The organism is Mesorhizobium sp. M8A.F.Ca.ET.208.01.1.1, assembly GCF_004791315.1.
Classification (GTDB): Bacteria; Pseudomonadota; Alphaproteobacteria; order Rhizobiales; family Rhizobiaceae; genus Mesorhizobium.
In genome coordinates this window covers 1,091,661-1,112,769 of sequence record NZ_SRUT01000001.1, presented here as the reverse complement: position 1 = coordinate 1,112,769, position 21,109 = coordinate 1,091,661, and the positions used below count along the sequence as shown (strand labels likewise).

Annotated in this window: 21 protein-coding genes and 3 pseudogenes; 9 read left to right on the top strand and 15 right to left on the bottom strand. The window is 61.6% G+C overall.

From position 1 onward, the window contains the following. The first annotated feature begins 46 nt into the window (after positions 1 to 46). Both hfq and hflX read left to right on the top strand, forming a co-directional pair. The gene (gene hfq, locus EN851_RS05515) at positions 47 to 292 is read left to right on the top strand and encodes an RNA chaperone Hfq (RefSeq protein WP_006202172.1); all 246 of its coding nucleotides are present in this window, start codon (positions 47 to 49) and stop codon (positions 290 to 292) included. Continuing rightward, a complete protein-coding gene (gene hflX, locus EN851_RS05510; RefSeq protein WP_135928741.1) occupies positions 293 to 1,678 on the top strand; it encodes a GTPase HflX in 1,386 nt (461 codons plus the stop codon). A gap of 62 nt (positions 1,679 to 1,740) precedes the next feature. Here the strand turns inward: hflX and mazG are convergent, their stop codons facing one another. Next, positions 1,741 to 2,565 carry a nucleoside triphosphate pyrophosphohydrolase gene (gene mazG / locus EN851_RS05505; protein ID WP_127872376.1) on the bottom strand — a complete coding sequence of 275 codons (825 nt, stop codon included), beginning with the start codon at positions 2,563 to 2,565 and terminating at the stop codon, positions 1,741 to 1,743. Positions 2,566 to 2,653: 88 nt separating this feature from the next. Further along, positions 2,654 to 3,838 (bottom strand): amino acid aminotransferase, encoded by a 1,185-nt coding sequence (locus EN851_RS05500; protein WP_135929160.1) that lies wholly within the window; start codon positions 3,836 to 3,838, stop codon positions 2,654 to 2,656. Between the two features lie 129 nt (positions 3,839 to 3,967). Between EN851_RS05500 and EN851_RS05495 the strand changes: the two genes are divergently transcribed. The 5 genes from EN851_RS05495 to EN851_RS05475 all read left to right on the top strand — a co-directional run bounded on the left by EN851_RS05495 (position 3,968) and on the right by EN851_RS05475 (position 7,786). Further along, positions 3,968 to 4,579 carry a histidine phosphatase family protein gene (locus EN851_RS05495; RefSeq protein WP_135928740.1) on the top strand — a complete coding sequence of 204 codons (612 nt, stop codon included), beginning with the start codon at positions 3,968 to 3,970 and terminating at the stop codon, positions 4,577 to 4,579. 102 nt (positions 4,580 to 4,681) lie between these two features. Then, a complete protein-coding gene (locus EN851_RS05490; RefSeq protein WP_245520693.1) occupies positions 4,682 to 5,200 on the top strand; it encodes a sigma-70 family RNA polymerase sigma factor in 519 nt (172 codons plus the stop codon). After that, positions 5,197 to 5,970: an anti-sigma factor gene (locus EN851_RS05485; protein WP_127872379.1), complete on the top strand. Its 774-nt coding sequence runs from the start codon at positions 5,197 to 5,199 to the stop codon at positions 5,968 to 5,970. The genes EN851_RS05490 and EN851_RS05485 overlap by 4 nt, the downstream gene beginning before the upstream one ends. A 24-nt stretch (positions 5,971 to 5,994) precedes the next feature. After that, positions 5,995 to 6,711, top strand: coding sequence for a Bax inhibitor-1/YccA family protein (locus tag EN851_RS05480; RefSeq protein WP_135928738.1), 717 nt, complete (start codon positions 5,995 to 5,997; stop codon positions 6,709 to 6,711). A 190-nt stretch (positions 6,712 to 6,901) separates the two neighbouring features. Beyond that, positions 6,902 to 7,786, top strand: coding sequence for an aldose 1-epimerase family protein (locus tag EN851_RS05475; RefSeq protein ID WP_135928737.1), 885 nt, complete (start codon positions 6,902 to 6,904; stop codon positions 7,784 to 7,786). A gap of 49 nt (positions 7,787 to 7,835) precedes the next feature. On the opposite strand, the gene EN851_RS05470 is transcribed toward EN851_RS05475, so the two are convergent. The 10 genes from EN851_RS05470 to EN851_RS05425 all read right to left on the bottom strand — a co-directional run bounded on the left by EN851_RS05470 (position 7,836) and on the right by EN851_RS05425 (position 18,042). Next, a complete protein-coding gene (locus tag EN851_RS05470; RefSeq protein WP_135928736.1) occupies positions 7,836 to 8,747 on the bottom strand; it encodes an agmatinase in 912 nt (303 codons plus the stop codon). Positions 8,748 to 9,297: 550 nt separating this feature from the next. Beyond that, positions 9,298 to 9,570: a helix-turn-helix transcriptional regulator gene (locus EN851_RS05465; protein ID WP_095773171.1), complete on the bottom strand. Its 273-nt coding sequence runs from the start codon at positions 9,568 to 9,570 to the stop codon at positions 9,298 to 9,300. 94 nt (positions 9,571 to 9,664) lie between these two features. After that, positions 9,665 to 9,955, bottom strand: a complete 291-nt coding sequence (locus tag EN851_RS36180) for a DUF983 domain-containing protein (RefSeq protein ID WP_135894015.1) — start codon at positions 9,953 to 9,955, stop codon at positions 9,665 to 9,667. A gap of 617 nt (positions 9,956 to 10,572) precedes the next feature. Next, a complete protein-coding gene (locus EN851_RS05455) occupies positions 10,573 to 11,112 on the bottom strand; it encodes an NADH-quinone oxidoreductase subunit B family protein (RefSeq protein ID WP_135864840.1) in 540 nt (179 codons plus the stop codon). 12 nt (positions 11,113 to 11,124) lie between these two features. Beyond that, positions 11,125 to 12,642, bottom strand: a complete 1,518-nt coding sequence (locus EN851_RS05450; protein ID WP_135929159.1) for an NADH-quinone oxidoreductase subunit C — start codon at positions 12,640 to 12,642, stop codon at positions 11,125 to 11,127. A 10-nt stretch (positions 12,643 to 12,652) separates the two neighbouring features. Further along, positions 12,653 to 14,104: a hydrogenase 4 subunit F gene (locus tag EN851_RS05445; protein ID WP_135928735.1), complete on the bottom strand. Its 1,452-nt coding sequence runs from the start codon at positions 14,102 to 14,104 to the stop codon at positions 12,653 to 12,655. Next, positions 14,101 to 14,763 carry a hydrogenase-4 component E gene (locus EN851_RS05440; protein ID WP_127872386.1) on the bottom strand — a complete coding sequence of 221 codons (663 nt, stop codon included), beginning with the start codon at positions 14,761 to 14,763 and terminating at the stop codon, positions 14,101 to 14,103. Before EN851_RS05440 ends, EN851_RS05445 begins: the two co-directional genes overlap by 4 nt. Beyond that, positions 14,763 to 15,719, bottom strand: coding sequence for an NADH-quinone oxidoreductase subunit H (locus EN851_RS05435; protein ID WP_127278786.1), 957 nt, complete (start codon positions 15,717 to 15,719; stop codon positions 14,763 to 14,765). Before EN851_RS05435 ends, EN851_RS05440 begins: the two co-directional genes overlap by 1 nt. Next, entirely contained in the window at positions 15,710 to 17,728 is a 2,019-nt protein-coding gene (gene hyfB / locus EN851_RS05430; protein ID WP_127872562.1) for a hydrogenase 4 subunit B, read from the bottom strand. Before hyfB ends, EN851_RS05435 begins: the two co-directional genes overlap by 10 nt. Further along, on the bottom strand, positions 17,728 to 18,042 hold the full coding sequence (locus tag EN851_RS05425; protein ID WP_127872387.1) for a helix-turn-helix transcriptional regulator: 315 nt from the start codon (positions 18,040 to 18,042) through the stop codon (positions 17,728 to 17,730). The genes hyfB and EN851_RS05425 overlap by 1 nt, the downstream gene beginning before the upstream one ends. Before the next feature lie 294 nt (positions 18,043 to 18,336). Here EN851_RS05425 and EN851_RS05420 point away from each other — a divergent pair, with 294 nt between their 5' ends. Beyond that, positions 18,337 to 19,062, top strand: coding sequence for a fused MFS/spermidine synthase (locus EN851_RS05420; protein ID WP_135928734.1), 726 nt, complete (start codon positions 18,337 to 18,339; stop codon positions 19,060 to 19,062). Between the two features lie 76 nt (positions 19,063 to 19,138). Here the strand turns inward: EN851_RS05420 and EN851_RS05415 are convergent. Further along, positions 19,139 to 19,879, bottom strand: a pseudogene (locus EN851_RS05415) (YoaK family protein); the annotation flags it as partial. Positions 19,880 to 20,016: 137 nt separating this feature from the next. Next, entirely contained in the window at positions 20,017 to 20,289 is a 273-nt protein-coding gene (locus tag EN851_RS05410) for a helix-turn-helix transcriptional regulator (RefSeq protein ID WP_127280787.1), read from the bottom strand. Positions 20,290 to 20,598: 309 nt separating this feature from the next. Here EN851_RS05410 and EN851_RS05405 point away from each other — a divergent pair. Continuing rightward, a pseudogene (locus EN851_RS05405) lies at positions 20,599 to 20,676 on the top strand (PhnA domain-containing protein); the annotation flags it as partial. On the opposite strand, the pseudogene EN851_RS05400 reads toward EN851_RS05405, so the two are convergent. Next, positions 20,643 to 20,801, bottom strand: a pseudogene (locus EN851_RS05400) (agmatinase); the annotation flags it as partial. The pseudogenes EN851_RS05405 and EN851_RS05400 sit on opposite strands and share 34 nt — an antisense overlap. Positions 20,802 to 21,109: the final 308 nt, after the last annotated feature.

The following is a 21,109-nucleotide window of genomic DNA, read 5'->3' as shown; positions in this document are numbered from 1 at the left end:
GGCGCATTGGCTGCAAACCGAAGGGGATCGGCGAAAGACAAAAACAATGGCGGAACGATCGCAAAACCTTCAGGACCTGTTCCTGAACTCAGTTCGCAAGAGCAAGAACCCGCTCACCATCTTTCTCATCAACGGCGTGAAGCTGACCGGCGTGGTCACTTCCTTCGACAATTTCTGCGTCCTGTTGCGCCGCGACGGCCACTCCCAGCTCGTCTACAAGCACGCCATTTCCACGATCATGCCGAGCCAGCCGGTTCAGATGTTCGATGGCGAGGAAAGCCAGGGCGCCTGATTGGCACGTGAGAAGGACGCGGACGGCACGGTTCGCGGAAAACCAGCGCATCATCCCGGGGCGGCCGAAGCCCCGACCCGGGCCGTTGTCATCGTACCGGTGCTTACCCGCCAACCGCGTAATGACGATGACACGAGCCGTCCCCGGCTGACGCGCTCGGCCGAGGCGCGCCACGACGAAGCAGTCGGCCTTGCCCGCGCCATCGATCTTGATCTGATCCATACGGCCGTCGTGACGGTCAACGACCCGCGTCCGGCGACATTGCTGGGCAGCGGCAAGGTCGAGGAATTCGCCGAAATCGTCAAGGAGGGCCACGCGGAAGTGGTCATCGTCGACCATCCGCTGACGCCGGTGCAGCAGCGCAATCTCGAGAAGGAATTCAACGCCAAGGTGCTGGATCGCACTGGCCTGATCCTGGAGATTTTCGGCGAGCGGGCGCGCACCAAGGAAGGCACGCTGCAGGTCGAGCTTGCCCATCTCAACTACCAGAAGGGCCGCCTGGTACGCAGCTGGACCCACCTGGAGCGTCAGCGTGGCGGTGCCGGCTTCCTCGGCGGCCCAGGTGAAACGCAGATCGAATCCGATCGGCGTCAGTTGCAGGAAAAGATCATAAAGCTGAAGCACGAGCTGGAAACCGTGCGCCGCACCCGCGACCTGCATCGCGCCAAGCGCAGGAAGGTGCCGTTTCCGGTGGTGGCGATCGTCGGCTACACCAACGCCGGCAAGTCGACGCTGTTCAACAAGCTGACCGGGGCAGGGGTGCTGGCGCAGGACATGCTGTTTGCCACGCTTGATCCGACATTGCGCCGCGTACGCCTGCCGCATGGCACGCCGATTATACTTTCCGACACGGTGGGCTTCATTTCGGACCTTCCGACGCATCTGATCGCTGCTTTCCGCGCGACCTTGGAAGAGGTGGTCGAGGCCGATCTCGTCATCCATCTGCGTGACATTTCCGATCCCGATACGGCGGCTCAGGCCGAGGATGTCGAGCGCATCCTCGCCGACCTCGGCGTCGATGCCGGCGACACCAAGCGCGTCATCGAAGTCTGGAACAAGATCGACCTTCTGGACGAAGGCAACAGGCACCGGCTGCTTGCCGACGGCGCCGACGGCAGCAAGGAACCGCCAATCGCCGTATCGGCGGTATCTGGCGAAGGCATCGATGTGCTGAAAGCGGTCATCGAAACGCGAATGGCCGGCGAGCTGCAAGACCTGACGGTGACGATCGAGGCCCAGTTTGGCTTGGTCGATTGGCTTTATCGCAATGGTGACGTCGTTTCGCGGACCGACAATGACGACGGCAGCGCCACCATTTCACTGAAGGCCACGCAAAGCGCTCGCGAAGAGATCGAAAGCCGATTGCGGCGCAAAAACAACGGCTAACGCGCAGCAACTCCAGGAAAAGTGTATCGCGGTTTTTCGCCCGGCATTGCCGAGCTATAGGCTTACGTCGCGGTTTTCGCTTCCTGCCAGAGCGCTTCCATTTCCTCCAGGGTCGCTTCCTCCAGCGTGCCGCCGGATTTCTCCACGGCCTGCTCGACGTAGTGGAAGCGTGAGCGGAATTTCTCGTTGGTGCCGGCAAGCGCCGCTTCCGAGTCGAGCTTCAAGTGACGGCCGAGATTGACGACGGCAAACAGCGTGTCGCCGAACTCGTCCTTGATGTCAGCCGTTTCGCCCTTGGCCAGAGCCTCGCGCAACTCCCCGATCTCTTCCTCGATCTTGTCCAGGATGGGAACGGCCTCGCTCCAGTCGAAGCCGACACGGGCAGCCTTTTCCTGAAGTTTCAGCGCTCGCGTCAAGGCGGGCAGGGCGACTGGAACACTGTCCAGGAAGCCTTTGCCATTATCCTCGGGGTCGAGGCCACGCGCGAGGCGGGCTTGCCGCTTCTCGGCCTTCTCCTGCGCCTTGATCTTCTCCCACATGCCCTTGGCCATGCCGGCGCTGCGAGCCTTCTCGTCGCCAAAGACATGCGGATGGCGGCGGATCATCTTGGTGGTGATGGCCTGGACCACGTCGCCAAACGCGAACTCTCCGGCCTCCTGCGCCATCTGCGCGTGGTAGACGACCTGCAGCAGGAGGTCGCCGAGTTCGTCGCGCAGGTCGTCGAGATCGCCGCGCGCGATGGCGTCCGCCACCTCATAGGCCTCCTCGATCGTATAAGGGGCTATGGTCGAGAAATCCTGCTCGATGTCCCACGGACAGCCGGTCTTCGGCGCGCGCAACGCCGCCATGATCTCGATCAGGCGTGAAATGTCTTTGGATGGCGTCATGCGGCGAATGCTATCGCGCGAACCGCCGCGCGGCCAACGCTGTCAGCCGGCGAGGGGACCTTGTCCACAGTTGCACGTACCCGTTTCGTCAGTCCAGCACGGAAACGATCGCCTTGGCGAGGTCATCCATGCCGTCCTCGGGCAGGCCGGCCACGTTGATGCGGCTGTCGCCGACCATGTAGACGGCGTGCTCGGCGCGCAGCCGTTCGACCTGCGCTTCCGTGAGGCCAAGCCGGGAGAACATGCCGCGATGGCTGGCAACGAAGTCGAAACGATCGGAATTGGATTGCCGGCGCAACGCCTCGGCGAACGCGACCCGAAGCCTCAACATACGCAGGCGCATCTCTTCGAGCTCGGCTTCCCAGTCGGCACGCAGCGCGGCGTCTTCCAGCACGATGCGCACCGCGGCCGCGCCATGGTCCGGCGGCATCGAATACATGGCGCGCGCCGCCGACAGCATCTGGCTCATCGCCACGTCGGCCTGCGCGCCGTCCCTGGCCAGCACCATCGCCGCCCCGACACGGTCGCGGTAGACGGCGAAATTCTTCGAACAGCTCGACGCCACGACCATTTCCGGCACCTTCGCGGCCAACAGCCGCAAGCCGAGCGCGTCCGCCTCGAGGCCGTCGCCAAAGCCCTGATAGGCGATGTCGACAAATGGCAGCAGGCCGCGCTCGACGACCAGATCCGTGACGGCCTCCCACTGAGCCGCGTCGAGATTGGCGCCGGTCGGGTTATGGCAGCAGCCATGCAGCAGCACCACGTCGCCGTTGTTGGCGCCCCGTAGCGCGGCCAGCATATCGTCGAAACGAACCGCGCCCGAGGCCGCATCGAAATAGGGATATTCGCGGATCTGCAGGCCGGCGGCACGCATCACCGGCATATGGTTCGGCCAGGTCGGGTCGGGGACCCAGACCGTCGCGTCCGACCGTGTGCGCTTGAGCAGTTCCGCCACCAGCCGCAGCGCGCCGGAGCCGCCAGGCGCCTGTGCTGCCCGGATACGCGACAGGTCGGCACCCGGACCGAAGGCGAGCTTGGCCATCACCGTGTTGAAAGTGGTATCGCCCGCAAGGCCGAGATAGGTCTTGGTATCCTGTCCCTGCAGCAACCGCTTCTCGGCCTCGCGCACGGCGCGCATGACCGGCGTCTTGCCGTCGCGATCCTTGTAGACGCCGACGCCGAGGTCGACCTTGCCAGGGCGTGGATCGGCGCGATAGAGGCCGATCAGCGCAAGAATCTTGTCGGCGGGAGCTGGCTGCAGGTCTTCGAACATCATTATGGTTCCGTTGGCGCGGCGGAGTGATACGCAAATTGGCGACGTTTCACCAGCGGTTTCGGTGCGCCGGCATGAAAGGCGGCACTGTTGGTACAGCTTCCACCCACTTCAGAGAAAGCATGCTCCATGCTCGTCCGCCTGACCATGATCTGCGCCGGCGCCACGGCGGCGACCCGGAACGGATCGTTTCCTTCGGATGACCCGCTGGAGCCACGATCGCTGGCATTGGCAAACGCGATGCGCGGGACGCTGCGTCGCGCCGACCGTGTGTGGACGGCGCCGGCGCTTCGCGCCCGTCAGACCGCGCAGGCGCTATCGCTGGATGCATCTGTCGATCCGGCGCTGGCGGACCAGAACTACGGACGATGGGCAGGCAAGAGCTTTGACGAGGTGGAGGCGCGACAGCCCGACGAGATCGGCGCCTGGCGCACGGATCCGAATGCGGCCCCGCATGGTGGCGAATCGCTGGCCGAGGTTGCCCAAAGGGCGGCTGGATTGATGGATCGATTGATCGCCGAACGTGGTCACACGATCGCAGTAACGCATGCCAGCGTCATCCGCGCCGCGATCCTGCATGTTCTCGGCGCGCCGCTTGCCGCCAGTTGGAAGATCGACGTCGAGCCGCTGAGCATCACGGATTTTCGCAGCGATGGCCACAGGTGGATGCTCCGCGCCTGCGGCGTAACGCTTCCCAAACCGGCAAAACACTTTGGACCAGAGGGCGCCTACGACAACTGAGCGAGGTGAGGGCAGCCGCCGACATATCCTCGAGCGAAGAAAAAATGGCGCCAGCGGGATTAAAGTCCCCACATGCTCCGTAAACAGGGCATGAAACCGTCGATGCCACGCTTTGACATCATAGGACAGCTCGGGTCGCTGCGGCGCTATGCGCGCTCGCTGACGCGCGACGGCGTCGAGGCCGAGGATCTCGTGCATGACGCGCTGGTGCGCGCCTATGAGCGGCGCGGCACCTTCCGCTCGCGAGGAAACCTGCGGGCATGGCTGCTGTCGATCGTCCACAACACCTTCATCGACCGCGTGCGTTCGCGCCGTTCGGAAGCGGCGCGGCTGGAACAGGCCGGATATCTGGCCGACGGCAGCACGCCGGCGCCGCAGGAACATTCCGTGCGCCTGGCGCAGGTGCGCGAAGCCTTTTTCAGCCTGCCGGAAGAGCAGCGCTCGGCGTTGCATCTGGTCGCCATCGAGGGCCTCTCCTACCAGCAGGCGGCAAATGCCAGCGGCGTGCCGCTGGGCACGCTGATGTCGCGTATCGGCAGGGCGCGCGCGGCTTTGCGCCAAATGGAAGAGGCGCCCGCCCGTGGCAAAAATCATCTCAGGATCGTGGGAGGCGGCTCATGACCGCTCTTGTCGACCCGGTTACGGACGCCGATCTCGACGCCTATGTCGACGACCAGCTCGACGTCACCCGCCGCATCGAGGTCGAGGCTTTCCTGGCCGCGCGTCCGGCGGCGGCCGCGCGCGTGATGTCCGATCTGCGCACCCGCGACGAACTGCGCGTGGCGTTGGCTGGCTCCGGTGGCATGGCGCGGCCAGCAACGGCCGATGCCGCACGGCGGCTGGAGAGGGGACTTGGCCGGGGCCGTATCTTCGGCGTGCTGCAACGCGCGGCGGCGGTTGCTGCTTTCGTTGCCGCCGGCTGGCTGGCCAACGGCATCATCGGGCCGATATCGGTGACAAAGGTCGTCGCTTCGCCGCAGCCGCCCGCCTATGTCGACGAGGCGGTACAGGCACATAGGACAACGCTGCTGCGCGAGAACATGCCCTCGCAGACCGAGGCGCCCAATTACAATGCCGGCGAGATCCGCGCCGCCACCGCCATTGTCATGCCATCCCTGCCGACGGACTGGAAAGTCCGCGACGTGCAGATCTATCCGTCGCGCTTCGGCCCGAGTGTCGAGATTGCTGTTGAAACGAAGGAGATGGGCCTGGTGTCGCTGTTCGCAATCCGGCCGGGCACTTTCGATGTGGTCAAACCGACCGTCGCGCCCTCCGGCGATATCTCCTCGGCTTACTTCCAGATCGGCGATGTCGCCTACGCGGTTGTCGCGAAGAGCGAGGTTCATGATCTCGACCGCGCCGCCGAAACGCTCGCCAGAACGCTTTACTGACCGATCCACAAAGGAGACCTGAAAATGAATACGCCGAATCTTGGATACCGCGTGGGCACAGGCGCCCGGACCGGAGCCGTCTACGACGAGGGCCAGCGCCAGCACATGCTGCGCGTCTACAATTACATGGGCCTCGGCCTGGTGGTTACGGGCCTTGTCGCCTTGCTGGTGTCGTCGACGCCGGCTCTCTACGTGCCGATCTTTTCCAGCCCGCTGAAATGGGTGGTGATGCTGGCGCCGCTCGCTTTCGTGCTGCTGTTCTCGTTCAAGATGCAGACCATGTCGGCGGCAAGCGCGCAGGCAATGTTCTGGGCCTTCTGTGCCGTCATGGGCCTGTCGCTGGCCTCGGTGTTCCTGGTCTTCACCGGAACCAGCATCGCGCGCACCTTCTTCATCGCCGCCACCATGTTCGGCGCCACCAGCCTCTACGGCTACACGACCAGGCGCGACCTGACGCAGTTCTCGTCCTTCCTGATCATGGGCTTGATCGGTGTGGTGATCGCCAGCATCGTCAACATTTTCCTCGGCTCGACCGCGCTGCAGTTCGCCATCTCGGTGATCGGCATCGCCGTGTTCATCGGCCTGACCGCCTGGGATACGCAGACGATCAAGGAGCAGTATGCGGAGAATTTCGATGCGGAGTCGCGGCAGAAGCTCGCCGTCTTCGGTGCGTTCTCGCTCTATCTGAATTTCATCAACATCTTCCAGCTGCTGCTGAATTTCACCGGCGAGCGGGAATAGTCCGAACCGTAGCAGGCAACACCTGGCATTCTGCCGTGGCCGGAGGAAACCTCCGGCCACTTTTTCATTCGAGACGACGCTTGGCCCGCGGCGCCGTGGATGTTCATAAATGCAAATGGATCGGCCGCCTTGAGTTCGAGCCCGGCCATTTGCTAGCCTGCTGGCCACACCAGACAAACCGCGAGGACATATGGGACAGGACAGCCTGACGCTCGACGGTGACGGCATATCGGCAACCATCGTCGCGGATGGCGCGGAACTGGTTTCGCTGCGGGATGCACGAGGATTTGAGTTCCTGTGGCAGGCCGGACCGGCCTGGCGACGCCATTCGCCGGTGCTGTTTCCGATCGTCGGCCGGCTGAAGGGCGATCAGCTGCGCCATCGCGGCCAGACCTATCCGATGACGCAGCACGGCTTCGCGCGCGATAAGCCTTTTGCGTGGGCGGAGAGGGGGCCCCGGTCCTGCACGCTGGTGCTCACCGATGACATGGAAACCCGAACGCACTACCCGTTCGCATTTCGCCTGGCCGTGACCTATACGCTGGGCGAGAGGCAGCTCGACATAGGATTAGAGGTCACCAACACTGGCGACGACCCGTTGCCGGCCTCGATCGGGGCGCATCCGGCATTCAACTGGCCGCTTCTGCCCGATGTAGCCAAGGATGCCTATCGCCTGACGTTCGCCGAAGCAGAGCGCGCTCCGATCCGCCGGCTGAAGGATGGCCTGCTCACCGCGACGCCGCAGCCAACGCCTGTCAAAGGCAATATCCTCGAGCTGTCCGAACGGCTGTTTGATGGGGACGCCGTGATCCTGGACCAGCCGGCCAGCAGCAGCGTTCGCTACAGCGCCGATCGCGGTCCGGCGATCGAGGTCTCATGGCAGGGATTTCAAGAACTGGGCATTTGGTCCAAACCCGGCGGCGCACCGTTCCTGTGCATCGAGCCTTGGCACGGCATTGCCAGCCCGCTGGATTTCGATGGCGAGTTCACCGACAAGCCGGGCCTGATGCTGATCGCGCCGGGCGCGAAGCGTTCGCTGAGTTACCGGATCAGGCTGGAGCAGGGGCCTCGGTAAGGTTCCTGCAAGCCGCGGACCGGAGCCGTATTCGACCTCAGGTCGAGGTTCAAACCTGCCGGACCACGGCGCCGATCACATTGACGAGAAGGCGCGCGGCGGTGAGCGCCGACAGGCCGTCAATGTCGGCTGGCGGATAGAGCTCCACAAGATCGAATCCGGCGATCCTCGCCCGCTTGCCGAGGCCTGCGATGAGGTCGATGATCTGCGTATAGGTGAGGCCGCCCGGCGTACGCGCGGCCACGCCAGGCATGATGCCTGGGTCGAGACTGTCGCAGTCGAAGGTGACGACGACCCGCGCGCCTTCCGGAATATGGCGCAGGGCGTCTTCGACACCCAGGGCGTGAACCTCGCGGGCGGTGACGAAACGGCTGCCATAGTGCCGCGCTGCTTCGATTTCCGCGAGGCGTGCGCTGCCGACGCTGCGCAATCCGACCTGCACCATGCCGGCGACATGCGCCATCTCGCTCGCCCGGCGCATCGGGCTGGAGTAGCCGTAGCGCTCGCCATGCACTTCGTCACGCCAGTCGATATGGGCGTCGATCTGCAGGATCCAGACAGGCCCGTGATCCGCGAAGCCGGCGAGGAAGGGACTGACCACGGAATCGTCGCCGCCGAGCAGGATGGGCACGGCCGGCGATGACAGGATCTGGCGCGTCTTCGCCTCGATCCGGGCACGGTTGCCGGCATTGTCATGCATGATGGTCAGGATGTCGCCGGCGTCGACGCAGCAGATCGGCCTGCCGTCGAACAGCGGGCCGCCGAGATCGAAATCCCAGTGCTCGACGAGCGGGGCATCACCCTGGCTCGCAAAGCGGATGGCCTCGGCGGCCAAGGCATGACCGCTGCTGTCTTTGCCGGGATAGGTGCTGCCGTGACCAGTTCCGAAGATTACCGCGCGGGGCGCCGTGCCATCGGCGAGGCGATCGGGCAAGCCTAGAAAGGAAGATCGAGTGGTCATTTCTGATCGCCTTCAGTTCCGCCGACGCATGATGAGTGGATTGGAGCAGGGTGTTGCCTTGTATGCCGGATTCCATCGAGCGCATCCAGATCCATCGCATCCTGCTCGAAGCTGCGCTGATCCGATCCGGATATAGGAACACACATGGAGAGCATCGCGCGGCACCGCCGCGTCATCTACAGTGATATGTTGGGTGCGGGCGGTCCGCAAAACGGATGTATTGTCTTGATCGACGCGCCGGTATCGGCGGCGTGTTCGAAAATCCGCTGCGAGGCCGAAGACCTCAGGAGGTGAGCGGCATTAGTGGGCTTCACTGCCTGGAGCGGACGAGGGTCAGGAGGTCGGGTGAAGATCTATGTTCCGAGTGTAGTGGAGGGGCAGGAATGGGTTCTTCCCGAACAAACCGACCGACCAGCTACCAGTTGGCTCCTGATGTTCTGTGTATCGTCGCTTCATTGGCCCATTGGATGATACGTGTTCATCTTTCCTGCTTCTCAGGTCGAGACCTCGCCGATTGATCGGTGCCGTCCTTACGACGCCGTCGGGGCAATCAATGCGTCCGGCCTGCCAGACCGACAGGATGCGCCAGGCGCACGCCTCGGCCTCCGCCGCCACTGCGCTCATGATCGCCAATCAGCTCGATCCCTGCTGCTCTGAGGGCGATTACGACGTTCTTCTGCATGTCAAACGCGCCGGGTAGATCGCTCTCGCCGGCCTCCATTCGTTGGATGGCTGACAGGGAAATGCCGGCACGCTCAGCTAGGCTTTTCTGGTCGATTCCAAGCAATGCCCGGGCTGCGCGAATCTGCGAAGCGCTAATCACATTTTGGTCTCCAGGCTACGCTGCTCCGCATTGAAACAGTCATCGACCAACGCGACGGCGTATGGAAAGACGGCAATTGTGATCAGTAAAGGGATCATCCCGGCTCGTCGTTTTTAAGCCGCGAAAACCAGAACGCGCTGATCAAAGCGCCTTTTATGCGGGGTAACAAAAGCAGTATCAGCGCTACAATAATAAGAGAGATCAATACCATTGTGACGGCGAAGTATGACAGAAGAAGCCCTTGGAACAAGAAATACAAGGGGGCTGCAAAGACGCCCGCAATGAGGATAGTGAACCAAGGCGCCGCATCGTCAGATTCTATGTCACCAAAGTGTTCTCCACAAACCGCGCAACGCTCCACCTGCTTCAGGTAGGTGCGATACAATTTCCCCTGACCACAGTTAGGGCATCGGCCCACCAAGCCTCGTGAAAGGGCGACTGGCAGAGTCGGCCGTGCAAATATGTCGCTTCCTTTGTCCATCAATGATAATGTATAATACATGACACTCAATGGTTCAACACCTAGATATACACTGTCTGACATGATGCTGCACGGGTCCAGCGTTAGGTTGCGGGGCTGCTGCGCCATCAGATGGACACTGTCTGACCATGCGCGCCTTGCGGACTGTCATTTCAGATGATCGGCCAACTCGTAAGGCCCACTAGGACGCCTGAGCGTTGCACTCAAGCCTGCCGCGGCTATCTCGCCGACAGTTCACGGCGGAGGGCATCGGTTCCGTGAGGAACACCGGAAGCTAGCTGCCCGTCGGGTGATGGTTCCTGCCCGCTTGGCTGATGCAGTCCAGCGCGCTCATCACTTCCTGATCTCGGCCTGCTCCCTTGCAATCTGCGGCAGCCCGTCGACCAGTTTGCCCTGCTTCTGCTTCACGCTGCGATCGTTCAAGGCTCCGTTTTCACATCGAAACCTGGTTAGTCGGGATGCCATTTTAGGCCTGGAGGCTTTTGCTCCCCTTGTGGCGGAAGAGCCCTCCACATCGATAGTCAACTTCGAGCAACGCCAGCCTTTGAACTCACTCCCTCAAGCAAGGCGAGCAGGCCTTTCAGAATTTCGATGGGCGGCGGTGGGCAGCCTGGAATATGCAGGTCGACGGGCAGCGCCTCCGACACTCCGCGCATCACGGCATAGCCGCCGGCGAAACAGCCGCCGTTCTTCGCGCAATCTCCGAGCGCGACCACCCATTTGGGATTAGGAGTTGCGTCGTATGTCCGCTTCAATGCCTCGCGCATGTTTTTTGTGACCGGACCCGTGACGAGCAGCACATCGGCATGGCGCGGCGATGCGACGAACCGGATCCCAAAACGCTCGATGTCGTAGAAAGCGTTGTTGAGCGCATGCATCTCGAGTTCGCAACCGTTGCAGGAACCGGCGTCGACAGCCCGAATGGCCAGGCTTCTCCCCAGCCTTTTGCGAGCGGACCCGTTGAGGGCACGCGCCAATTCCTCGACTGCCGAGTCGCGTGCCACCGGTGGACGCTCGGTGAGAGGGGGGCGTATCAGGCTTTCGAAGAGAAGCTTGCGCATGACGACGTGCCTTCAGAGATCGTGGCCGGAATAGGAGCAGTTGAACGATTTGTTGCACAGCGGGAAGTCGGCGACGATGTTTCCCTCGATCGCAGCCTCAAGAAGCGGCCATTGAAACCACGACGGATCACGCAGGTGACAGCGCTCCACCAAGCCGCCCTTGCCGATGCGCAGCCAGGCCAGAATGTCGCCCCGGAAACCTTCGACAAGCGCCATGCCTTCATGCGGCCCGCCTGTCTGCGCGAAGTCGACACGGATCGGCCCATCTGGCAGTTGTGCCAGGATTTGCTCGACCAGGGATAGGCTCTGTTCAACCTCGTGGATACGAATCCAGACACGTGCGTTCACATCGCCCTCCTGGAGGACAGGCACATCGAAGGCGAGCTTGTCATAGGGTGGATAGGCGACATTGCGGCGGGCATCGAAGTCCCGGCCGGAGGCCCGCCCGACATACCCTCCAGCACGATATTGGCGAGCAAGCTCCACCTTCAGCCGGCCAGTTGCGACTGTCCGATCCTGGAGCGACGCCGTGTTGTCGTAGAGTTCGACCAGTGCGGGAAACCGCCGCCTGATCTCTGCGATCAGAGACCTGACCGCTGTCGCCCCCTCATCGCTGAGGAAGCTTGCCACCCCTCCCGGCACGATGCGGTCGCGCATCAAACGATGGCCGAAGGCTATATCGCTTGCCCGCAACACACGCTCACGCAGCACTCCGCAGTGGGCATGCATCAGGGCGAAGGCGGCGTCATTGCAAATGGCTCCGATGTCGCCCAGATGGTTGGCCAGGCGCTCCAACTCGGCCATGAGCGCTCTCAACCAGATTGCTCGTGAGGGAATCTCGACACCCAGCGCCGTTTCGACCGCGCGGGCAAAAGCCAGTGAATACGCCACGGTGCTGTCGCCAGAGGTCCTGCCCGCCAGTTTGGCTGCACGGTCGATATCGGACCCCGCCATCAAGCCTTCTATGCCCTTGTGCGTGTATCCGAGGCGCTCCTCCAGCCGGACGACCGTTTCGCCGCTCGCTGTGAATCGAAAATGCCCTGGCTCGATGATGCCGGCATGCACGGGCCCGACCGGAATCTGATGCAGGCTTTCCCCCTCGGCTGACAGGAAAGGGTACGGGGACACCGTTGCAGCAGACGTCCGGACGTGGGTATTCAATGGATAGCTGACACCCCAGTGGCCATGATCAAGCCACGGTCGCGTATCAGGCGCGCCTTGTGGCAAGAGGCCGAAAAGGTCAGCGGCCGCACGTTCGAGACGCAATGCCGGCGGATGCAGCCGACCGACCGATGGGTAGCGGCCGTCCGGGCATTTCAGGCTGATAACGCCGATGTTCCCGGCCGTTTCGTCAAGAAGCGCCATGTGGACGACGCTTGGCTCACCCCAAAGACCGAGCAAGCTCCAGTGACTCACGACCAGCTTTTCAACAGCAAAGTTCCATATTTGGGGGGTCACCACGGCGCGTGGCCAGGGGAGATGCTTTTTTACACGTCGGCCATCAAGTATGAGATCGATCAGCTCGGGCATGGTTTTTTTCTCATCCCAGGATACTTGCGACATGCTGGAACCATGTGACCAGCGATGCCGGCAGATAGATGCCGGCGACAAACACCAGCGCCAAGTGGGAATACATCGGAATGTAGGACGCCTCGGCGGGTGCGGTGCTGCCGCGCGGTTCGCCGAAAGCGACGCCGGTCAGTCGAAGCAGCAGGGCTCCGAAAGCGAGCAGAATCCCGAACACCAATGGCATCGCCAAGAGGGGGTGTCTGGCAAATGTCGAACTCACGACCAGGAATTCGCTCATGAAGATGCCGAGCGGAGGGAGGCCGGCAATGGCAACGACCCCGATGACGAGCGCCCAGCCGAGCCCCGGATGCGTCTCCGTCAGCCCCCGGATCTCGGCGATGTTCTGTGTTCCCTTGACCTGGGCAATGTGGCCTACCGTGAAAAAGATCGCGGACTTGGTCAGGCTGTGCATGACCATGTGCAGCAGACCGGCAAAATTGGCGAGCGGGCCACCCATGCCGAAAGCGAACACGATGATGCCCATGTGCTCGATCGAAGAGTACGCGAACAGACGTTTGATGTCGCGGCGGCGGTAGAGCATGAAGGCCGCGAAAACAAGCGACGTCAGCCCCATCGTGATCATCAATGGCCCAGGCGCGATCGCTTCGGGGCTAGCCGCAAGCAGCAGCTTGAAGCGCAGCACGGCATAGAGCGCGACGTTCAACAGCAGGCCTGACAGCACTGCGGAAATCGGCGTCGGGCCTTCCGCGTGCGCATCGGGCAGCCAGGCATGCAAGGGCGCAAGGCCAACCTTCGTACCGTAGCCGAGCAGCAGGAAAACGAAGGCGACATTCAGCAAGGCCGGGTCGAAGTGCGCCGCATGCTCGATGAGCACCGTCCAGACCATGGCATTCGTGCCCTCGCCGACAACCGGCTGCGCGGCCATATAGACGAGGATGGTACCGAAGAGCGCAAGCGCGATGCCGACGCTTCCCAGAATGAAATATTTCCAGGCGGCTTCCAGCGCTTCGTGCGTGCGGTAGATCCCGACCATGAGCACGGTGGTCAGTGTGGCAAGCTCCACCGCCACCCACATCAGGCCGATATTGTTCGACACGAACGCCAGGTTCATGCCGAACATCATGATCTGGTACATAGCGTGATAAAATCGCAAGTTTGGTACGGTCAGCCGCCCTGTCTCGAGCTCGTGCGCAATGTAGGAGGCGCTGAAGACGCTCGTGGTGAAACCGACGAATGCGTTGAGCACGATGAAGACGATATTGAGATCGTCGACGAGCAGGTATTGGCCCGGCAGCGGCCGATCCGTGACGAAGAGCGACACCGCGGCGAGCAAGGTCAGCAAGCTCGCGCCGACATTGAGGCCCGCCGATATCCGGTAGTTCGGCAGCGACGCCAGAAGTGCGGCCGCGCTGGCTGGTATCAGCAAAACGGCAGCCACCGCATCGAGGGATAACGCGGTCAACGGTGTTCTCCCCTGTAATCGTCGAGCGCGCCGACATCCACCGAGTCGAACCGTTCGCGTATACGGAACAGGAAAACCCCGATGACGATGAAGGCGATCAGGATCGAGAAGGCGACACTTATCTCGACGACCAGCGGCATGCCCTTTGCCCCCGTGGCGGCAAGGACCAGACCGTTCTCGAGCGACATGAATCCGACAACCTGGCTCACGGCATTCCGGCGGGTGACCATCACCAGAAGGCCCAGCAGTATGATGGACAGCGCGAAGGCCAGGTCCTCGCGGGCGAGGGGGTCAGCTTCGGGCGTGACGCGTAGCATCAACACCATGGACAGGGCCACCAGGCCTATTCCCGCAAGCATCGTCGGACCGATCCCGACGGCTGTCTCGATGTCGCGATGGATACCGAGCCGCTGGATGATGCGATGAAGCCCGACGGGAATGACGATCGCCTTGAAAACGAGAGCGATCGCCGCGGTGACGTAGAGATGATGGGCGTCCTGAATGTAGGCCTGCCAGGCTACCGACAGCGCAAGCACGACGGCATGCAGCGCAAAGACGTTGATCAGCGCGAAAAGGCGATCCTGATAGAGCATCATGAAGCTGACCAGCACCAGGCCGCCGGCGAGCAAATGAGCGATGTCGAAGGTGAGACCGTTCATCACAGACTCCGCGAGACGAACAGCAGGAGCGTGCCGAGCAGCGCCAGCATGAGTGCGGCGCCCAAAAAATCCGGGACGCGGAAGACGCGCATCTTGGCGATGGCAGTCTCAAACACGGCGAGCAGAATGCCGCAGACGGCAAGCTTGCCGATATAGGCAACGACACCTGGAGCAAGGGATTCCGGTCCTGCCTCGGCGGTCGCCTGTCCCCAAGGTAGGAAGACGCAGCAAATCAGCGACATATAGAGCAGGAGCTTGAGGAAGGCCGCGAACTCGATCATCGCCAGATGGCGACCTGAATATTCCAGCACCATCGCCTCGTGAACCATGGTGAGTTCCAGATGGGTCGATGGGTTGTCCACTGGTATGCGGGCGTTTTCGGCGACCGCCACCATCACCAGGGCGATGAGGGACATCCCGAGCGATACCCGCAGCCCAACTTGCGGCGAGCCCATGAAGGCGGCGACCGTGGACAGCTGCGTCGCTCCGGCAACAAGCGCCAGGCTGAACACGATCAGAAGCATTGCGGGCTCGGCCAGGGAAGCGATCATGACCTCGCGGCTCGAACCTATGCCGCCAAAGCTGGTGCCGACGTCCATCCCCGCCAGCGCCAGGAAGAACCGAGCGCTCCCAAGCAGTGCAACGATGGCTATGAGATCCGCAGTCCAACTGAAGGTGAGCCCGGTAGCGAATGTCGGGATGAGCGCAGCCGCGACCCAGGTCGTGGCGAAGATCAGATAGGGCGTCACGCGAAACAGCCAGGAGGCGTTATCCGCCAGGACGACCTCCTTGCGCATGAGCCGTAGGAGGTCGCGATAGGGCTGGACGAGAGAGGGACCCTGGCGCCGCAGAAGTCTCGCCTTCACTTTGCGCACGAAGCCAGTCAGGAGTGGCGCCAGTAAAAGCACCAGGATCATCTGTGCGCCCTGAACGGCCAACTCAAGGATCAGGGCCATAGTGCGAGCACCAGGAGCAAGACAACGAGAAAGAGAAAGACGAGGGTCAGGTAGCGCCTGATCGTCAGGAACTGGAGATGGTTCAGGTGGTCGGTCGCAAAGTCGAGGGCCTTGCCGATGGGCAAATACAGCGTCTCCCAGATCACATCATGCATTTCGACATCCAGGCGAGCCGGACCGGTTTGGCCGGGGGGCGGCATTTCGACGGTTTCCCTCGCACGGAAAGCGAACGTGCCGAAGACGCGGCGGATAGGCTGTGCGAAGCTGACGGCCGTGTATTGCGAGCTTGGGGTCACATCCGCGAAGCCACAACCCCAGGCAGGACCCCGACGGATTGCATGCGACGCGAAACGGTGGATGACATATGCTGCTGCGGATGCTGAAAACGCAATGAACAGAAACACCAGCAGGCCGTTGTAGGAACTGCGGCTTGTCGCAATCGGCACGATCGACAGCCAGGGCTGCGCCATCTGCACCGGCATCCGGCTGCCAATCAGCGGGAGAGTCACCGATGATAGGCCGTCTATGACAAGGCCTGGAACGATGCCGGCAAGCAGACACAGGGCCGCGAGGCTGAACATTGCAGTCAGCGAGTAGCGGTCGACCTCGTGCGCCGGTTCCACCGCGGCCGAGCGCGGCCTGCCGAGGAATGTGATCCCGAACGCCTTCACGAAGCAGGCCGCGGCCAGCGCCGCCGAGAGTGCCAGCAGACCACCGACGGCGGGCACCATGACCTTCAGTCCCCATTGTGGCAGGTCGGGGCTCTGCAATATGGCCTGGAAGGCTAGCCATTCGGAGACGAACCCGTTGAAGGGTGGAAGAGCCGAGATCGCGACGCAGCCGACGAGAAAGGCAAAACTTGTAAGGGGCATGCGATGGATGAGGCCGCCCAGCTTCTCCATGTCACGCTCACCGGTTGCCGTCAGCACGGCGCCCGCGCCAAAAAACAGCAGGCTCTTGAAGAAGGAATGGTTGAGGACGTGGAACAGCGCGGCGGTGAGCGCCAGCGCCGCGGCCGATGGCATGGCATTCGCCCTGAATGCTAGCGCAAGGCCAAGGCTCACGAAGATGACGCCGACATTTTCAATGGTGCTATAGGCAAGCAGCCGCTTCAGGTCCTTTTCCATCAGCGCGTAGAGGATGCCGAGAACCGCCGTTAGGCCGCCGAGGAAAAGCACAACAACGCCTGACCACCATGCCGGCTCGCCGAGGAGGTCGAAAATAACGCGTATGAAGCCATAGACGGCGACCTTGGTCATGACGCCGCTCATCAGAGCCGAGACGTGGCTCGGCGCGGCCGGGTGAGCGAGTGGCAGCCAAACGTGCAGCGGTACGAGGCCAGCCTTGGAGCCTGCGCCCAGCAGCATAAGAGCCAGGACGAAAGCGGTGGCGAGCGGGGTGGGGGAGGCGGCACGCATCGCTTCGAACGTGTAGTTCCCGCCAGGGCCTGACAGGAGACCGAACGCAAGCAGCAGTGCGAGCGTTCCGAAACTCGCCATCACGAGATAGATGTAGCCCGCCCGCGCATTGTCCTGTTCGCGATGGTGCGCCATGACGAGCGCCCAGGAGGCGAGCGACATGAATTCCCAGGACAGCAGAAAGGTGAAGGCGTCGTCTGCCATCACGACAAGGTTCATTGCGGCAAGGAAGGCCGGGAAGAACGGCAGCACGCGATGCGGCGCGGACTCGTGCCTGCCGTAGCCGAGGCCGTAAAGACTGGCCATGGCGCCGCCGAAATTGACGACGGCAAGGAAGAAAGTCGAGAGCGCATCCAAGCGGAAATGAGCGCCAATCCATGGCAACCCAAGAGGCAGCGCGGCAGTCGACGGGGTGACGGGATCATTGGCGATGCGGCTCGCGAGAACCAGGAGCACGGCCGCCGATATGCCTAGCGTCAAGCCGTAGATCAGGCGTGTTCCCGAGCCAGATCTACGGCTTTCCGAAACCGCAAGCACCGCGGTCCCCAAGAGCGCAGCAACGCCCCACAGGAGGACCGCGGCGCTCGAAATCACGCCACGCTCCTCACGGGGAGTTTGGCGTCCGTATCGATCCCGCCCAGAATTTTGGCGGGATCAAAATCTGCTTTCAGTCGCACGCCGCGCCCACCGATTTGGCTGGAGGCGCCTTCAGCAATCAATTCCACGCCGGCAAGGTCAAGAGCCCCAATCAGCTTCATGAGGGAATCGACGTTGCCTCGGATAATCGACTCACTGGCTTCCATACGTTGAATTGTCGGCACCGAAAGGCCTGATAATTCGGCAAGCCTGCGCTGGTCGATGCCAAGGAGCGCCCTCGCGGCACGCAACTGTGGAGCAGTTATCACGGTCGCATCCCCTTTTCGATCAGCTTTGACGTATTATCTCTAAGCGCTGCAGCATATATTAAAATGCGGCGCATTCAAATAATGATGCGTGACGCATCTGTCTCGAAGTTGTAGAAAACTGGGAGATACGAGTTGGGAGGCGCTGAGCCTCGCCGATTGGGTTGCCCTGCAGCTGGAAGCGGAGCCTGCTGCGATGACGGAGGAATCCCTGGGCTCCGGGTGAGTGCTGACAGAAAGAAAGTTCGTGAAACCGGCGGTACAGCGGACTTAGGAACTCAGCTGTGGTGACAAGGCATGATCCGGGTTGCGAAATATCATACCGATTTCGGCAACATCGAGGTTCTGCGGGCCAAGGACTCCGGTTCGTTCATTTATCGCCAAGGTGGCTGCTATCAAAGTGAGTGCGATCCGAATGGCGTCAGCGTCGTGCCCTACATCCACGCGATCTTTGGCCTCCTCGCGCAAGCGCAGGCGTCCGATGTCTTGATGATCGGTTGTGGCGGCGGCAGCCGGGGGACGATGCTGGATAGGGTTGGCGTGCGTGTCACGATCGTCGACATCAACCCGAAGGCTTTCCAGATCGCCCAGAAATATTTTGGACTACCCCATGGAGTTCGCTGTTGCATCTCCGACGGGCGGGATTTTCTGCGCGCCGGCCGTCATCGCTACGATGCGATTGTTCTGGACGCATATTCCGGGAGGCGCATTCCAGACCACTTGTGTGCCGAGACATTCTTCGGCTTGGCGCAGACGCGTCTCAGCTCGTCCGGTATTCTGATCGGGAACGTTCATGCTCGACACGACCTTGACATCATGCCGGATCGTGTTGCTGCCAAACTCAGTAATATATGGGAGAACGTGAGACTGCTCGACACGCGCGGTATTCCGGATCGCAACGCGCTCGTCATGGCGGGTAAGGTGCGGGACCTCGTCCAGCCAATATTGTTGATACCGCCAGCGGTCGGAGCCGACGAGATCGCAAATGACCTCAGCCAATTGGTGTTCAGGCCTTGGCGCTAGCGCAACAGACAGCGTAATCCTTGGGGTGTGACCGGGCAGGTGCAAAAACTCCGCTGAGCTACTGCCAGAGTTGCTTCATGCGAACGGAGATATCTTCCAGGACTGGCATGGAGGCCAGCACGAGGAGAATGGCTGCGAGAAACAGCGTCGCTGCAAAGCCAATGTGCTTGAAACCCACAGCGCCGATGACACCGCCGACAAAGAACAATGCGACAAGCGATGCAAGCAGTCTCAGCTTTCTTCGATCTGCCTTCACGAACAGCTCGTCCGAGTCACTTCTTGAGATGTTCCAATAAAGCAGCTTGCCGAGTTCGATGCCCATGTCCGTCACCAGGCCAGTGATATGCGTCGTCCGGATTCTGGCTTCCGATAGCTTTGTAATGATGGCGTTCTGCAACCCCATGATGAAGCAAAGCAGCATCACCGTCATTGGTACAAAAAGCGCTTCATGACGCGCGAGATGGCCGCCGAGAAGGCCGAAACAGATCAGCAAGATGGCTTCCAGGACAAGCGGAAACGCATATTCGCTCTGCAGATGCTGCCGTCGCCCCCAATTGATCAGCATCGCTGAACAGGCCGCGCCAGAGACAAACGACAGCAAGGCTCCGAATCCGGAAAGCGCGAGCTCGACGTTGCCGAGTGCCAAGTGATCAGCCATCAACGAAACGATGCCTGACATATGGGACGTATACTGCTGGACCGCCAGAAATCCTCCAGCATTGGCCGCCCCCGCGACAAAGGTCAGGAAACGGGCGAGATGTCGATCGGTCCTGTCGCTCCGTTCCTTCCCGGCAAGCCGACGCAGATAGAGGATCATGGGCGAACCCTGCCTTTCCGTGTGGAAAAGCGGAACCACAAGTTGACGTGCAGGGAGAGGCTCATTGGGTGTTTCTGGAAGGAAAAGGAGACGAAAGACGGTGATTGCGCGGGCGCCGGAGGTCCACTTTGTATGGTCTAGTTCGGCTTGCCCAATAGCGTGTCCGGATGCCGGAACCTCACGCCACGACCACCATCGTCGCTGCGCATATGTTCGCTGAGAAGTTCAACGCCGGCGCGGTTCAGCGCGTTGATCACTTTCATCAAACTGTCGACAACGCCTCGCACATTCCCTTGGCTGGCCTCCATTCGTTGGATCGTTGGCAGCGAGACGCCTGCCATTTCCGCCAGGGTTTTCTGGTCGATGTTGAGAAGGGCGCGAGCGGCGCGAAGCTGGGAAGCCGTGATCATCGAGGAATCATCGTCTTGGTATGAGAAATGATATCCTCTATCGTATCATTGATGCATAAAACATCAATACAGGGCGAAAAAATAATGATTTGATCTTGGCAGGGAGAGCCTTGGCGACTATCCTGTGCCAATGACTCATCGTTACGAACCTTTTCAGGAGCCGACTGGCACCTGGGCCGTCAATGATGCTCGGACCGGGCGGCCCGCCGAGATGGGGAGTCGGACCATCGTTGGAATGAACCGACCCGATGCCGAGGAACTCGCCGATCTCCTCAACGGGCTGAATGCACAAAGGCAGGAAGTGAAACCATGAAGGTCAAAGACAGCAACGGCACACCTCTGAGTGACGGAGATTCCGTGACGCTCATTAAGGATCTCAAGGTCAAGGCGTGACCGCTGCTGTCTTTGCCGGGATAGGTGCTGCCGTGACCAGCACCGAAGATCACTGCGCGGGGCACCGTGCCATCGGCGAGGCGATCGGGCAAGCCTAGAAAGGAAGATCGAGTGGTCATTCTGATGGCCTTCAGTCCCGCCGACGCGTGATGAACGGATTGGGACAGGTAGTTGCTTTGTATGCCGGATTCCATCGAGCGCATCCAGATCCATCGCATCCTGCGACCGGCGGAGGTGCACTGATCCGACCCGGATACAGGAACAGAGCATCGCGCGGCACCGCCGCGTCATCTACAGTGATATGTTGGGTGCGGGCGGTCCGCAAAACGGATGTATAGTCTCGATCGACGCGTCGGTATCGGCGGCGTGCTCGAAAATCCGCTGCGAGGCCGCTGTGCGCAGCGTTAGGGGGGCTTCACTGCCTGGA

Bases quoted from the DNA above. Each gene is read 5' to 3' on its own strand.
- hfq (WP_006202172.1), top strand. From the start codon at position 47: ATGGCGGAACGATCGCAAAACCTTCAGGACCTGTTCCTGAACTCAGTT.
- EN851_RS05420 (WP_135928734.1), top strand. From the start codon at position 18,337: ATGATCCGGGTTGCGAAATATCATACCGATTTCGGCAACATCGAGGTT.
- EN851_RS05440 (WP_127872386.1), bottom strand. From the start codon at position 14,763: ATGAACGGTCTCACCTTCGACATCGCTCATTTGCTCGCCGGCGGCCTG.
- EN851_RS05475 (WP_135928737.1), top strand. From the start codon at position 6,902: ATGGGACAGGACAGCCTGACGCTCGACGGTGACGGCATATCGGCAACC.
- EN851_RS05410 (WP_127280787.1), bottom strand. From the start codon at position 20,289: ATGATCACGGCTTCCCAGCTTCGCGCCGCTCGCGCCCTTCTCAACATC.
- EN851_RS05455 (WP_135864840.1), bottom strand. From the start codon at position 11,112: ATGCGCAAGCTTCTCTTCGAAAGCCTGATACGCCCCCCTCTCACCGAG.
- EN851_RS05450 (WP_135929159.1), bottom strand. From the start codon at position 12,642: ATGCCCGAGCTGATCGATCTCATACTTGATGGCCGACGTGTAAAAAAG.
- EN851_RS05495 (WP_135928740.1), top strand. From the start codon at position 3,968: ATGCTCGTCCGCCTGACCATGATCTGCGCCGGCGCCACGGCGGCGACC.
- EN851_RS05490 (WP_245520693.1), top strand. From the start codon at position 4,682: ATGCCACGCTTTGACATCATAGGACAGCTCGGGTCGCTGCGGCGCTAT.
- EN851_RS05480 (WP_135928738.1), top strand. From the start codon at position 5,995: ATGAATACGCCGAATCTTGGATACCGCGTGGGCACAGGCGCCCGGACC.
- mazG (WP_127872376.1), bottom strand. From the start codon at position 2,565: ATGACGCCATCCAAAGACATTTCACGCCTGATCGAGATCATGGCGGCG.
- EN851_RS05470 (WP_135928736.1), bottom strand. From the start codon at position 8,747: ATGACCACTCGATCTTCCTTTCTAGGCTTGCCCGATCGCCTCGCCGAT.
- EN851_RS05500 (WP_135929160.1), bottom strand. From the start codon at position 3,838: ATGTTCGAAGACCTGCAGCCAGCTCCCGCCGACAAGATTCTTGCGCTG.
- EN851_RS05485 (WP_127872379.1), top strand. From the start codon at position 5,197: ATGACCGCTCTTGTCGACCCGGTTACGGACGCCGATCTCGACGCCTAT.
- EN851_RS05435 (WP_127278786.1), bottom strand. From the start codon at position 15,719: ATGGCCCTGATCCTTGAGTTGGCCGTTCAGGGCGCACAGATGATCCTG.